The sequence below is a fragment of the Pseudarthrobacter sp. NPDC092202 genome, from assembly GCF_044755505.1.
Classification (GTDB): Bacteria; Actinomycetota; Actinomycetes; order Actinomycetales; family Micrococcaceae; genus Arthrobacter.
This window is the reverse complement of sequence record NZ_JBIVRG010000029.1, coordinates 1-12,856: the sequence shown is the minus strand read 5'-3', so window position 1 is coordinate 12,856 and position 12,856 is coordinate 1. Positions and strand designations below refer to the sequence as shown.

Annotated in this window: 10 protein-coding genes, 1 pseudogene and 1 riboswitch; of the genes and pseudogenes, 3 read left to right on the top strand and 8 right to left on the bottom strand. The window is 65.4% G+C overall.

Going from position 1 to position 12,856, the window contains the following annotated elements; all coding sequences use genetic code 11:
- Positions 1 to 95: 95 nt before the first annotated feature.
- From ACIQF4_RS20960 to ACIQF4_RS20945, 4 genes and pseudogenes are all read right to left on the bottom strand, one after another.
- A pseudogene (locus ACIQF4_RS20960) lies at positions 96 to 1,301 on the bottom strand (L-serine ammonia-lyase); the annotation flags it as partial.
- Between the two features lie 411 nt (positions 1,302 to 1,712).
- On the bottom strand, positions 1,713 to 2,873 hold the full coding sequence (gcvT, locus tag ACIQF4_RS20955; protein WP_400517834.1) for a glycine cleavage system aminomethyltransferase GcvT: 1,161 nt from the start codon (positions 2,871 to 2,873) through the stop codon (positions 1,713 to 1,715).
- A gap of 11 nt (positions 2,874 to 2,884) precedes the next feature.
- A complete protein-coding gene (gcvP, locus tag ACIQF4_RS20950) occupies positions 2,885 to 5,782 on the bottom strand; it encodes an aminomethyl-transferring glycine dehydrogenase (protein WP_400517835.1) in 2,898 nt (965 codons plus the stop codon).
- A 178-nt stretch (positions 5,783 to 5,960) separates the two neighbouring features.
- Positions 5,961 to 6,059, bottom strand: a riboswitch (glycine riboswitch).
- A gap of 94 nt (positions 6,060 to 6,153) precedes the next feature.
- Entirely contained in the window at positions 6,154 to 6,693 is a 540-nt protein-coding gene (locus tag ACIQF4_RS20945; RefSeq protein ID WP_400517836.1) for a TetR/AcrR family transcriptional regulator, read from the bottom strand.
- A 67-nt stretch (positions 6,694 to 6,760) separates the two neighbouring features.
- Between ACIQF4_RS20945 and ACIQF4_RS20940 the strand changes: the two genes are divergently transcribed.
- The gene (locus ACIQF4_RS20940) at positions 6,761 to 8,344 is read left to right on the top strand and encodes an MFS transporter (protein ID WP_400517838.1); all 1,584 of its coding nucleotides are present in this window, start codon (positions 6,761 to 6,763) and stop codon (positions 8,342 to 8,344) included.
- Positions 8,345 to 8,447: 103 nt separating this feature from the next.
- Here ACIQF4_RS20940 and ACIQF4_RS20935 read toward each other — a convergent pair whose 3' ends face one another.
- Positions 8,448 to 8,927: a Dps family protein gene (locus ACIQF4_RS20935; protein WP_066273843.1), complete on the bottom strand. Its 480-nt coding sequence runs from the start codon at positions 8,925 to 8,927 to the stop codon at positions 8,448 to 8,450.
- Positions 8,928 to 9,149: 222 nt separating this feature from the next.
- On the opposite strand from ACIQF4_RS20935, the gene ACIQF4_RS20930 reads away from it, so the two are divergent.
- Positions 9,150 to 10,706, top strand: a complete 1,557-nt coding sequence (locus tag ACIQF4_RS20930; RefSeq protein WP_400517839.1) for an APC family permease — start codon at positions 9,150 to 9,152, stop codon at positions 10,704 to 10,706.
- A 92-nt stretch (positions 10,707 to 10,798) separates the two neighbouring features.
- Here ACIQF4_RS20930 and ACIQF4_RS20925 read toward each other — a convergent pair whose 3' ends face one another.
- The 3 genes from ACIQF4_RS20925 to ACIQF4_RS20915 form a co-directional block, all read right to left on the bottom strand.
- Positions 10,799 to 11,347 carry a hypothetical protein gene (locus ACIQF4_RS20925; RefSeq protein WP_350004915.1) on the bottom strand — a complete coding sequence of 183 codons (549 nt, stop codon included), beginning with the start codon at positions 11,345 to 11,347 and terminating at the stop codon, positions 10,799 to 10,801.
- A 295-nt stretch (positions 11,348 to 11,642) separates the two neighbouring features.
- A complete protein-coding gene (locus ACIQF4_RS20920; protein WP_350004917.1) occupies positions 11,643 to 11,945 on the bottom strand; it encodes a DUF4193 domain-containing protein in 303 nt (100 codons plus the stop codon).
- 92 nt (positions 11,946 to 12,037) lie between these two features.
- The gene (locus tag ACIQF4_RS20915) at positions 12,038 to 12,241 is read right to left on the bottom strand and encodes a hypothetical protein (RefSeq protein WP_400517840.1); all 204 of its coding nucleotides are present in this window, start codon (positions 12,239 to 12,241) and stop codon (positions 12,038 to 12,040) included.
- A 143-nt stretch (positions 12,242 to 12,384) separates the two neighbouring features.
- On the opposite strand from ACIQF4_RS20915, the gene ACIQF4_RS20910 reads away from it, so the two are divergent.
- Entirely contained in the window at positions 12,385 to 12,732 is a 348-nt protein-coding gene (locus ACIQF4_RS20910) for a hypothetical protein (RefSeq protein ID WP_400517841.1), read from the top strand.
- Positions 12,733 to 12,856 lie beyond the last annotated feature (124 nt).

Here is a 12,856-nt window from a genome sequence, read left to right as displayed (position 1 = left end):
ATGGGCAGTGTGAGAACTTCCATCCTGGAAGACCTCGACGTCTATCCACGAACCAGCCGCCGACCCTCGACTACACCCTCAACTGCGAAGAGCCGGTTGTGCTCCATCGCGATCTCCGCCGCGTTCTCCACCTGTTGGGGTGTCCCGCCCATCACCTCAGCCAGGCCCGCAGCGGCCATCGACGACGCCGACCCTACCTCGCCCTGGCAGCCCACCTCAGCACCCGAAATCGACGCCTGCTCCTTATAGAGCACCCCCACAGCACCGGCGGCGAGCAGGAAACGCACCACAACGTCGTCGCGGTCCTGCTGCGTGGCGTTCTCCATCCCCGGCGCGAAATGCAGCGCGTAATACAGCACCGCCGGGATGATCCCGGCCGCCCCGTTCGTCGGCGCCGTGACCACCCGGCCGCCGGAGGCGTTCTCCTCATTCACCGCCAGGGCGATCAAGTTAACCCACTCCTGCCAATACTTCGGGTCATGGAACTCGGTGTCCGCGCCCTCACCGTCCTGGTCTTCGCCGGCGGGCCGGGCGCTTTCCTTCCGCAACCGGTCATACCAGTCAGGCGCCCGCCGCCGGACCTTCAACCCGCCCGGCAGCACCCCCTCACGCTTCAGGGACGCGGCCACACACCCCTCCATCACCGAGTAAATATGCAGGAGGCCTTCGCGGATCTGCTCCGGGGTGCGGCTGTCTTCCTCGTTGACCCGCATCACATCGCTGATACTGAGGCCGGTCTCCCGGCAGTGCGCCAGCAGCTCCGCAGCGGTCCGGAACGGCAGCGGCAGTTCCTTCTTGGACTCCTCCAACTCCTGCAGGGCCGCGTCCTCCTCGCCCTCACGGACAATGAACCCGCCACCCACCGAGAAAAACGTCGCCGTGTGCAGGACCTGGCCGCCGGCGTCGGAGACCGTAAAAGTCATGCCGTTCGTGTGCCGGGGCAGGACCGTCAACGGCCGCAACACCATGTCCTTCACCCCATACGGCAACGCCACCGCACCGGCCAGCTGCAGCATCCCGGTCTCCGCAATCGCCGCCAGCCGCTCCTCCACCTCATCGGGCAGGATCAGCTCCGGATGAAACCCCTCCAACCCCAACAAAATGGCCGTCATCGTCCCGTGCCCATGACCCGTCGCCGCCAACGACCCATAAAGATCCACCCGCAACGCCGCCACCCCCGCCAGCAAGCCGGAAGTCTTCAGCTCCTCCGCAAACACAGCAGCAGCCCGCATCGGCCCCACAGTATGAGAAGACGAAGGCCCAATCCCGATCGAAAAAAGATCAAAGACTCCAACAGCCATGCGATTAGTTCCTAACTAAAGAGTTCGTGGTGGGTTGGGTGCGGCCGGCCGAATTCCTCCGCGGGCTCGGTCGCGTGGACGCCCGCTGGGCGGACGTGACGCTCCCTTAGACGCCCGCCTCCGGAGTCCGCCCAGCCGCCGGGGCCCGTCGCCTAAGGTGATGAACGCACGAGGGGCTGGCGGAGCCGGACTTTTCGAAAGCGTGGGCGGGTGAAACAAAAAAACACGCACGTAGTTCGCGTCCACCCACTTCCTGAACGACCTGACCATGTCCGCGCACAACCGCAACGCCCGCACGAGGGGCCGGCGGAGCCGGACTTTTCGAAAGCGTGCGTCAAAGGCGAGGAACGAGCCAGCACGCGTGAAAATGTCCGGTCCGGCGGCCCCGAAGGTGACCGCGCCAAAACAAGGCTACTTGGGGCGTTTATAGAACGGCAGGTCGACGACTCCGAACGGCTCTGCCTTACCTCGCAAATCAACGTCCAGTGCTGTGCCAGCCTCGGTGAATTCAACGTCGACGTAGGCCATGGCGATCGGGTATCCGAGGGTGGGCGAAGGCTGGCCCGAGGTCACTTCGCCAACTGTCGTGCCGTCCTTGAGCACGGGGTAGCGTGCCCGGCCGGCGCGGCGGCCCAGTCCCTTGAGTCCCACGAGCCGGCGGCCGGCAGTGACGCCTGCGCCGGTTTCCTTTTTCGCGGCAAGCGCTGCCTTGCCCACGAAGTCGCCTTCCTTTGAAAGCGCGACGACGGGGCCCAGGCCGGCGGCGAAGGGGTCCCCCTGCAGCGAGAGCTCGTTCCCGTACAGCGGCATGCCCGCCTCAAGGCGGAGCGAGTCGCGGCAGGCCAGCCCGGCGGGCGTCAGCTCCCCATCCTCCGCGATGGCGACGAGTGCCTGCCAAAGGCCCGGGGCGTCGTCGTTCGCCACAAAAATCTCGAAACCGTCCTCACCGGTGTAACCGGTGCGGGCGAGCAGGAGGTCCTGCCCGGCACCGCCCACCAGGAACGGGACTTCCACGGCGGCGTAGTACTTTAGCTCCGTCACCAGGCTGTGCTGGGCCGCGGGCACAAGTCGCAGCAGCAGCTCCTGCGCCTTGGGGCCCTGGACGGCGATCAGCGAGGTGGCCGCGGAGGCGTCGTCCACCTGGACGTCGAAGCCGGCTGCACGTTCAGTCAGGGCCGCGGCCACCACGCCGGCGTTGCCTGCGTTGGGAACCACCAGGAAACGATCCGTACTGCCTGGCGCGGTACCCGCGGTTGCCGGACGGCGGTAGGTGATGAGGTCGTCAATGATGCCGCCGTCCTCATTGCAGATCAGTGAGTACTTCGCCTTGCCCACCGCCATGGCCGAGATCTTCCCCACCAGCGCATAATCCAGGAACGCGGCGGCATCCGGCCCGGTGACCCAGACCTCGCCCATGTGAGAAAGGTCAAAGAGCCCGGCAGCGTTTCGGACGGCGTGGTGCTCGGCCAGCTCCGAGCTGTACTTCAGGGGCATCTGCCAGCCGCCGAAATCGGTGAAGGAGGCCCCCAGCTTCTTGTGCTCGTCGTAGAGGGCGGTGCGCTTCTCAGTCATGGCAGGCGTCCTCAGTTTTCGAATTCGGACAGCGGCGGGCAGGAGCAGATCAGGTTGCGGTCCCCCGCCGCGCCGTCGATGCGGCCAACGGGCGGGAAGTACTTGTCCTGCTTAAGGGATTTCACCGGGAACACGGCCTGCTCGCGCGGGTAGGCACGGTTCCAGGCGCTGCTGATGGCGGCGGCGGCCGTGTGCGGGGCGTTCCGGAGCGGGCTGTCCGTCACCGTGAAGTCGCCGTTGGCCACCTGGTCGATTTCCTTGCGGATGGCGATCATGGCTTCGATGAAGCGGTCGATCTCGCCGAGGTCCTCGGATTCCGTGGGCTCCACCATCAGGGTGCCCGCCACGGGGAAGGCGAGTGTGGGGGCGTGGAAACCGTAGTCGATGAGGCGCTTGGCCACGTCCTCGGCAGTGACGCCGGTGCGGGCCGTGAGTTCGCGCAGGTCCAGGATGCATTCATGCGCCACCAGCCCGGCTTCGCCGGTGTACAGGACCGGGAAGTGCTCGTCCAGCCGTGCCGCGACGTAGTTGGCTGCCAGCAGCGCTGATTTGGTGGCCTCGGTGAGGCCCTGGCCGCCCATCAGCTTCACGTAAGCCCAGGAAATGGGCAGCACACCGGCGGAACCGAACTTGGAGGCGGAGATGGGGACGTCGTTGCCTTCCGTCCAGGTGGCGGCGTTGCCGGGCATGAACGGTGCCAGGTGCGCCTTCGCCGCGACGGGCCCGACGCCGGGTCCCCCACCGCCGTGCGGGATGCAGAAGGTCTTGTGCAGGTTCAGGTGGGACACGTCCCCGCCGAACTTGCCCGGCTGGGCCAGCCCCACAAGGGCGTTGAGGTTTGCGCCGTCGATGTACACCTGGCCGCCGGCGGCGTGGACGGCGTCGCAGACCTCACGGACGTCGGCGTCGTACACACCGTGGGTTGAGGGGTAGGTGATCATGATGCAGGACAATGCGTCCTTGTTCGCCTCGATCTTGGCGTAAAGGTCGGTGTGGTCGATGGTGCCGTCTGCGGCGGTGGCCACCACAACCACCTTCATGCCCGCGAGGACAGCCGAAGCGGCGTTCGTGCCGTGCGCAGAAGCGGGGATCAGGCAGACGTTGCGCTGCTGGTCGCCGCGGGAGTGGTGGTAGCCGCGGATCGCCAGCAGGCCGGCGAGCTCGCCCTGGGATCCGGCGTTGGGCTGGATGGACACCTGGTCGTACCCGGTGATCTCGGTCAGCTGGGCTTCCAGGTCTGCGATGAGCTCACGCCAGCCCTCTGTCTGGGAGTCCGGGGCGAACGGGTGGATGGAGGCGAACTCCGGCCAGGAGATGGCTTCCATCTCGGCCGTGGCGTTCAGCTTCATGGTGCAGGAGCCCAGCGGAATCATGGTGCGGTCCAGCGCCAGGTCCCGGTCAGAGAGGCGGCGGATGTAGCGGAGGAGCTGGGTCTCGGAACGGTGCGTGTTGAACACCGGGTGCTGCAGGAAGTCGGAGGAACGTCCGACGGCGGCGTCCAAGCCGAAGGCAGGGTCACCTTCGGCGTCAACAACTGAGACGCCGAAGGCTCCAACGCCAAAAGCGTCAAGGACGCCGCCGACAATTTCCGTTGTGGTCGTTTCGTCAGTGGAGAAGCCCACCGTGTCAGCGTCGATGCTGCGCAGGTTGATGCCCTGCGCCTCCGCTGCGGCGATGATGCCCGCAGCCCTTCCCGGGACGGAAACGGTGACGGTGTCGAAGAAGCTGGTGTGCAGCACGTCGAGGCCTGCTGCCTTGAGGGACGCAGCCAGGCTCCTGGCGTGGGCGTGCGCCGACTGGGCAATCGCCTTCAGGCCCTCCGGGCCGTGGTAGACGGCGTACATGGAGGCCACGATGGCCAGCAGCGCCTGGGCCGTGCAGATGTTGGACGTGGCCTTCTCGCGGCGGATGTGCTGCTCGCGGGTCTGCAGGGCCAGGCGGTAGGCGGGAACACCGGCGGAGTCCTTGGAGACGCCCACCAGGCGGCCCGGCATGGAGCGCTCGAGGCCCTTCTGCACAGCCATGTACGCGGCGTGCGGGCCGCCGTAAAACAGCGGCACGCCGAAGCGCTGGGCGGAGCCGACGGCGATGTCGGCCCCCTGCTCACCGGGAGGCGTGATGAGCGTCAGCGCCAGGAGGTCGGCCGCCACCGTCACCAGGGCGCCGCGTTCCTTGGCATCGGCGATCACTGGGCTGTGGTCGAACACCCTGCCGGACGCGCCGGGCTGCTGCAGCACCACACCGTTGATGGCGCCGTCGGGCAGCCCCTTGGCGAGGTCCGCGACTTCAACCTCGAAGCCGAGCGCCTCGGCGCGGCCCTTGACGATGGCGATGGTCTGCGGCAGGCAGTCTGCGTCCAGCACTGTCTTGCCGTCCCGGGCGTCCTTATTTTTGTTGGCCCGGCGCATCATCAGCACGGCCTCTGCAACGGCCGTGGCTTCGTCCAGCAGGGAGGCGTTGGCGATGGGCAGGCCTACCAGGTCCTGGACCATGGTCTGGAAGTTGAGCAGCGCCTCGAGCCGGCCCTGCGAGATTTCGGGCTGGTACGGGGTGTACGCGGTGTACCAGGCCGGGCCCTCGAGGATGTTGCGCCGAATCACCGGCGGGGTCACGGTGTCGTAGTAGCCCTGGCCGATCATCTGCACGGCGGTCTTGTTTTTGCCGGCCAGCCTGCGGAGCTCGGCGAGCGCCTCCACCTCGCTGAGCGCGCCTGCCAGTTCGAGCGGCGAGTCCTGCCTGATGTCCTTGGGGACGGCGGTGTCAACCAGGGCGTCCACGGTGTCGTAGCCCACGGCTTTGAGCATGGTGTCGACGTCGGACTGGCGCCGTGCGCCGATGTGCCGGTCAACGAAGGTGGCGGCAGGAGCATGGACGGCGGAGGCCGGAGATACAGTCACGAGGAACTCCATAACTAAGGCGGCGCAGGGTACGCCGCATCGATTCGTGTCCCTCCCCGCTCTGTATTGGACCTGAGAGTTTCCGCGCGGCCTGCCTGGGCTGGCCCCGCTTGCACCGTCGGTGAGCACAGCTGCCTGGAGTTCCGGAACCGGATCTCCGCGCGAACAGCCTGCTGCTTTCCAGAGTTGCCTCGCCGCGGCGGTACATGGGCCTGTGAGATTCCTGGGGAGGTATTGCTCCTACGGCGCCTGCTTGTACCTTCTGGCAGAACTCTCCCGCCGCAGATCAAAGGCTATTAATTTGGGTTGTTGTCTGTGCTTGCCGGTGACGGCCCACACATGCTGCAATTCTCCTACGCTGCGGGCCGCCGGGCAAATGCCGGTTAACCCCTCAGGCGCTCCACCGCCGCAAGGAGTTCTTGCACTTCCTCCTGCCGGTTCCCGGGACTGCCGGACGGACCGCTCTCCCACATGGCATTGAAATAGAGCCCATCACCCATGTACAGCACCGCCTTGGCCATTCCCGCACCCACATCTTTCCCGATCAGGTCCAGCCATTGCTGCTGGATCGCGGCAAAACGGCGCCGTGCGCCCTCGTGCGCCACCTCCGCCAGGCGGGTGGCAGCAACAAAGGAGCGGTCCATCGGGGTGTCGGACCAGAGCGAGGACCGGATGAAGTACGCGGCCGCGCCTTCCTGCGCGGCGGCCATCGCCGCGAGGTCCTCCCCTGCCAGCCGGTCCAGCCGCTCCAGGGTGGCCGTGATCAGCGCTTCCTTGTTGGGGAAGTGGTACAGCAGGCCGCCTTTTGAGACGCCGGCGCGTTTGGCTACCGCATCCAAGGTGGCGGCCCTCTCCCCCACATCGATGAGGAGCTCTTCAAAGGCATCGAGGACGGCATCTCGCGCTATGGGTTTTCTGGCCATGGTTCCCATCATGCACGGTGGGGATTTGATTTCTTAACTATACCGTCCAGACGGTACAGTTAAGCTCATGACCCCATCCGCCGCTTCCCAGCCCAGGACCTGCCAGCCCACTTCAGCCGCCCTGCCCGCTGGCAACCCATCCCGTGGCACCCGGAGGGACTGGCTGGCCCTGGCATTGCTGATGTTCCCCGTCCTCCTGGTGGCCGTGGACAACACGGCGCTCACCTTTGCGCTGCCGGCCATCGCGGGCGCCTTGAACACCTCTGGGGTTGAGCTCCTTTGGGTCGTGGACGCCTACCCGCTGGTACTGGCCGGCCTGCTGGTTGCCATGGGCAGCCTGGGTGACAGGATCGGGCGCCGGCGGCTGCTGATCATCGGCAGCATCGGCTTCGCGGCAGTATCAGCAGCCACCGCCTTTGCGCCCAGTGCCGGCTGGCTCATCGCCGGCAGGGCGGCGCTGGGATTCTTTGGCGCCATGTTGATGCCCTCCACGCTGTCACTGATCCGGAACATCTTCCCGGACCCCAACCGGCGGCGGCTGGCCATTGCCATCTGGGCTGCGGGGTTCTCCGGCGGCGCCGCGCTCGGGCCGATCTTTGGCGGCTGGCTGGTGGAACAGTTCTGGTGGGGCGCCGTGCTTCTGGTGGCGGTACCCATCATGCTCCCGCTCCTGGTCCTCGGCCCCGCCTTCATCCCTGAATCCCGGGATCCATCACCGGGAAAGGTGGACGTGCCCAGCATCCTGCTCTCGCTGTTCACCATGGCCCCTATGGTTTATGGGATCAAGGAGTTCGCCACCGAAGGGCCAGGCGCAGCAGCCCTAGGCACCATAGCGTTCGGCGTGTTAATGGGTACTGTTTTTGTCCACCGCCAGCAACGCCTGCGCAGCCCGCTGCTGGATCTTTCCCTGTTCCGCAACAGGGTTTTCAGCATGGCCATCACCGCCAACATCCTCGCCCTGTTCTCCTTCAACGGGTTCATCCTCTTCCTGGCCCAGCACCTCCAGCTCATCGAGGGGATGTCACCTTCGGCCGCCGGGATGGCAATGATCCCGGCCCTGGTGGCCACCATCGTCGCGGGCCTTGCCGCAGTGCCGGCCGTCAGGAAGATCCGCCCGGGCTTCGTGGTGGCGGCCGGGCTTGCGATGAGTGCCGCCGGCTACAGCCTGGTGACTTTTGGCAGCCATGCGGGCGGACCTTCGCTGCTGCTGGCCGCACTGCTGGTCCTCGCGCTGGGCGTGGGGACTGCCGAGACAATCTCCAATGACCTCATCCTGGGAAGCGCTCCGGTGGAAAAATCAGGCGCGGCAGCAGCAATCTCCGAGACGGGCTACGAGGTGGGCGCCCTGCTGGGAACCGCCATCCTGGGTTCCATCCTTACCGCCTCCTACCAGCACAACCTGCGGCTCCCGGCGGGCATCACCGAAGCCGCCCCCGCCTCAGGAACTGTGCATGCCGGCGAGACCCTTGCCGGCGCCATGGAGCTCGCGGCCCGGCTGCCGCAGCCCCTGGCGGACGCCGTACGCCAGGCCGCGGCAGCGGCGTTCGATTCAGGAGTGCACGTCACCGCAGCGATTGGGCTGGTACTGATGGCGACGGCGGCAGTCCTCGCCGCCGTCGTACTACGAAAAGTGCCCAAGGCGGACGACTGAAAGCTGCCCTGCGCACCTGGCCATGGGACAGAAAAGGCGCCCGCAGCCGGAGGATAACCTCCAGCCGCGGGCGCCCCGCACTCCGCGACCCTGCGGGCGCTGCCTACTTTGCGTCCGGCGCCGTGACGCTGGCGGTGGGCTTCATGTTTTCCGCGTTCACCATCCAGGCGTACTGCTCAAGCTTGGCGATGAACTCGTGCAGCAGGTCCGCGGTGGTGGGATCCTCTTCATCCACTTCATCGTGAACCTTGCGCATGGTGCCCACGGCAGCCTCAAGGGCAGCAACGATGCGTTCGATCGCGTCCTTAGTGCTGATCAGGCCTTCAGGGAACTGGGCCAGGGACGTGGACTCGGCCACGGTGGAGCTGCGGCCGTCCGGCAAAGCGTGCAGTGCCCGCATCCGCTCGGCGGTGTCATCAGCGAACTGGCGGGCAGCGTCCACAATCTCATCCAGCTGCAGGTGCAGATCGCGGAAGTTGGTTCCCACAATGTTCCAGTGCGCCTGCTTGCCCTGGATATGCAGTTCAATCAGGTCGGCGAGCACGGCCTGCAGGTTATTGGTCAGTGTCGGTGAAGCTTTCATGCATCCTCCTCAATTGGTCCAGTAATTCCGACGCTATCAGCACCACAGGGCGCTATGGCTGGTCCGCAGGAAATTTCTCAGTGAGCTTACTAATTTCGCAAACGCGGACATAAACGAACGTCCTTCATATTCCCTCTTGCGTCCCGCGTCACACGCCCCCATACTAAATGAACGCCATTCATATAGTGATCGTAGTCTCAACTTCTTCCAGAAAGTGGTGCCATGACCGAGACCATCCGCACCAGGACAGCCCCTGCCGGTTCCGGGCCGCACTCCCCGGGGACGTCCGGCATCAGCCCCAAAGGACTGAAGGGCGGGCAGCTGGGATTGCTGGCCGTCGTCGTCCTGGGCATTTCCACCATCGCCCCCGCCTATACCCTGACCAGTGCCCTGGGTCCCACGGTCAATGAAGCCGGACTCCAGCTGCCTGTCATTTTCCTGATCGGTTTCATCCCCATGATCCTGGTCTCGCTCGCCTACCGGGAACTCAACGCCGATTCCCCGGACAGCGGCACCACCTTCACCTGGGTTACCAAGGCCTTCGGCCCCTGGGTGGGCTGGATGGGAGGCTGGGGCCTGCTGGCCGCAAACATTATTGTGCTTTCCAACCTGGCGGGAGTCGCCGTCGACTTCTTCTACCTCTTCCTTTCGCAGCTGACCGGTTCCCCGGAGCTCGCCGAGCTGTCCGCAAACAAGGCCCTGAACGTGCTGACCTGCTTTGTGTTCGTGGCCCTGGCGGTCTGGGTCAGCTATCGCGGACTCCACACCACCAAGCTGGTCCAGTACAGCCTGGTGGGATTCCAGCTGCTGGTCCTGGGCCTGTTTGTGGGCATGGCCTTCGCCAACTGGTCTTCCTCAGAAACCGCCATCCCCTTCAGCTGGGAATGGTTCGACGTCACCAAAATCGAGACCTTCGGGCAGATCACCGCAGGCATCTCACTCTCCATCTTTGTCTACTGGGGCTGGGACGTCTGCCTGACGGTCAATGAGGAAACGTCCAACGGCAGGAAGACTTCCGGGCTCGCCGGCACCCTCACTGCCCTGATCGTCCTGGCGATCTACCTGCTGGTGAGCATCGCCACCATGATGTTCGCCGGCGTCGGGGATACCGGCAACGGCCTGAACAACACCGAGATCCACGAAAACATCTTCACCGCCCTGGCTTCGCCCATCATGGGTCCCTTCGCCATCCTGATGTCCCTGGCCGTGCTGTCCAGCTCGGCCGCTTCCCTGCAGTCCACGTTCATGTCACCCTCCCGGAGCATGCTGGCCATGGGGTTCTACGGTGCGCTTCCCGAACCGTTCAGCCGCGTCAGCCGCAAGTTTGCGACGCCGGGCTTCGCCACCGTTGCTGCCGGCGTCATGTCTGCGGGCTTCTACGCGGTGATGCATGTGGTCAGCGAGAACGTCCTCAATGACACCATCCTGGCGCTCGGACTGATGATCTGCTTCTACTACGGGCTGACGGCGCTGGCGTGCGCCTGGTACTTCCGCCACAGCGTTTTCGACAGCCTGCGGCACTTCGTTCTCCGCTTGGTGTGCCCGGTGCTGGGCGGGGTGGGCCTGTTCGTGGTGTTCCTGCAGACTGCAGTGGACAGCTGGGCCCCGGAGTTCGGCAGCGGGTCGGAGATCTTTGGAGTGGGCCTGGTGTTTGTCCTCGGAGTCGGCATCCTGGCCTCAGGCGCCGCCGTCATGCTCATCATGGCCAAGGTCCGCCCCGGCTTCTTCCGCGGCGAAACCCTCAAGCGGGATACCCCCGCGCTGGTGGTGCCGGAGTAGCCGCCGTGAGCTAGTCCAATCGCCCGGCCGCAGGAAAGGTGCCGTTCCCCGCACACAGGGGGAACGGCACCTTTGGCGTCTACGGCCGAATGTCACCAGTAGTGTGCCACGTCCACCACCAGGCGGGACCCGGAGCCCGGCCCATCCAGGGTGAAGACCCGGAAGGGAAGGCGGGCCCGGACGCCCAGGCCGATGCTGGTGTAGCCCTCGTAGCTTCCGGCCCAGACCACTTGGCGGAACGTCTGGTAGCCGGCGGCGTTGGACAGCTCGTTCGGGTCAGCCGGGGTATAGGTGGAGTTGCCGTTGCCGTCGTAGGCGGGAGCGTTGACTGTCACCTGCAGGCGCCCGTTTCCCCGGACGGGGATGGTGAAGCCGGATCCGTCCTGCACTATCTGGGGAACGTACCGCACGGTGTAGCCGGCGGCTGTGCCGTTGAGGTCCACCACCATCCGGTCGAAGCAGTAGTGCTGCCCCGTGCGGACGTTGGTGACATTGGCGGTGCCCATGTCCGGGTCGGCTTTCGCCAGGGAACCCCACACAAGCCCGCAGTAGGAAGTGGTTGCCGAGGCGGGCCCCGGTGCCACGATTCCAAGCCCGGCAGCCATGAGGATGGCGGCGAGCCAGGTGGAAAACTTTTTCATTGTGGAGCCACCCATATGTTGAGCGATTGGATAGCTCAAGGGTAGGAGCGTTTACGGCGCAGATCGAGGGCTGTGGCCTGTTCGCCGCGGAACCGTTAGGGTGTGGCGCCGCGCATCACGCGCACATAAATACGGCGCGGAAAACCGGGCGTTCCTTGGCCTTTTGCGCCGGTTCTGCCCTGTTGTTGCCTTGGACCGGCACCTTGCCGTAACCGGCATAACGACGACGGCGGGAGGCGAAGAAGCGCCAGCCGCCCCTTTGGGGGGGTGGCCGGAGCAGGGAAGTTCGGCAGCGTCAGCCTTCGCAGTCCCGGCAGTACTTCAAGCCGTTCTTTTCGCGGGCAACCTGGGAGCGGTGGCGGACCAGGAAGCAGGATGAGCAGGTGAACTCATCGGACTGTTCAGGAACAACAATGACCGTCAGTTCCTCGTTGGAAAGATCAGCGCCGGGCAGGTCGATGCCTTCGGCGGTGTCGTTCTCATCGACGTCAATGACTGCGGTCTGCGCGTTGCCGCCGCGGGACGCCTGGAGGGCCTCCAGCGAGTCGGCTGGAGATTCTTCTTCCTGCTTGCGTGGGGCATCGTAATCGGTAGCCATAGCGTGTTCACTTTCGTTGCTGCGCAGCACCATTTCAGGCACCTCAGTGAAGCAGTTTAGGGCATGATCCCGCTACCGGTGCAATAGTGTGCTCAACCAGACATTCCGCTCGGCTGCGCCACGGATTCCGTGTGGCTCTGCCGGGCGTGCTCTGCCCCTACCGCCACCCCGCTCAGGGCAGGCAGCCATCCCCAGCGGGTTGCGTCAGCCATGGCATCGGCAGCCTGCTCGCCTGATTCGTAGGCAAACGTGTCACTGAGCCACGCGCGGAACCGGTCGAGGATGTTTGCGCTCATGCCTGAAACCTACGCAGCGATTGTTGTGGGCGCGTTTCGTCGCGGTCTCCCCGGCGTTAATCCGTAGCGGATTCCCTGCCGCGGTTCTACGCTGGAAGCCCTCCGGCTGACCCCGCGCCGGAACCGGCCAGGAAGGATACGGGATGGCAGTACGGCTGAACCGGAAGGCACTCGCCAACGCCCGCAAGCTCATTGCGGCAGGAAAGGTGGAACGCGATGTCCGGGATGACTGGAGTGAACACGCGCCGTCCACGGAGCAGGAGAACACCTATATCGACAAGCACGGGTTCGGCGACTACGCGGAGTGGCACCTTGGCCGGGACGACGACAAGTCGGAGGGGACCAAGGGAAGTGTCAGCTTCCCGTTTGGGGATTTCAGCAAAGTCCACCGCTGCGCCGTCATTTCGCTGGAAAGCAGGGCGGGGCAGTACGGGCACGATGACATCAGGGACGCAGCCAGGAAACTGCTCGACCTGATGGACTCCGACTGAGCAGCACGTCCGGCGCGGCACGCGCGGTTCCTAAGCCTCGATCCACCGATGAGCCTTCGGCTGGCCGTCCTGGCGTGACCGGTGCGAGATGATGCGCCGCGGGCAGGGGTGTGTTCCGGGCGTC

Coding starts and splice junctions, on each gene's coding strand:
- gcvT (WP_400517834.1), bottom strand. CDS start 2,873: ATGACTGAGAAGCGCACCGCCCTCTACGACGAGCACAAGAAGCTGGGG.
- gcvP (WP_400517835.1), bottom strand. CDS start 5,782: ATGGAGTTCCTCGTGACTGTATCTCCGGCCTCCGCCGTCCATGCTCCT.
- ACIQF4_RS20945 (WP_400517836.1), bottom strand. CDS start 6,693: ATGGCCAGAAAACCCATAGCGCGAGATGCCGTCCTCGATGCCTTTGAA.
- ACIQF4_RS20940 (WP_400517838.1), top strand. CDS start 6,761: ATGACCCCATCCGCCGCTTCCCAGCCCAGGACCTGCCAGCCCACTTCA.
- ACIQF4_RS20935 (WP_066273843.1), bottom strand. CDS start 8,927: ATGAAAGCTTCACCGACACTGACCAATAACCTGCAGGCCGTGCTCGCC.
- ACIQF4_RS20930 (WP_400517839.1), top strand. CDS start 9,150: ATGACCGAGACCATCCGCACCAGGACAGCCCCTGCCGGTTCCGGGCCG.
- ACIQF4_RS20925 (WP_350004915.1), bottom strand. CDS start 11,347: ATGAAAAAGTTTTCCACCTGGCTCGCCGCCATCCTCATGGCTGCCGGG.
- ACIQF4_RS20920 (WP_350004917.1), bottom strand. CDS start 11,945: ATGGCTACCGATTACGATGCCCCACGCAAGCAGGAAGAAGAATCTCCA.
- ACIQF4_RS20915 (WP_400517840.1), bottom strand. CDS start 12,241: ATGAGCGCAAACATCCTCGACCGGTTCCGCGCGTGGCTCAGTGACACG.
- ACIQF4_RS20910 (WP_400517841.1), top strand. CDS start 12,385: ATGGCAGTACGGCTGAACCGGAAGGCACTCGCCAACGCCCGCAAGCTC.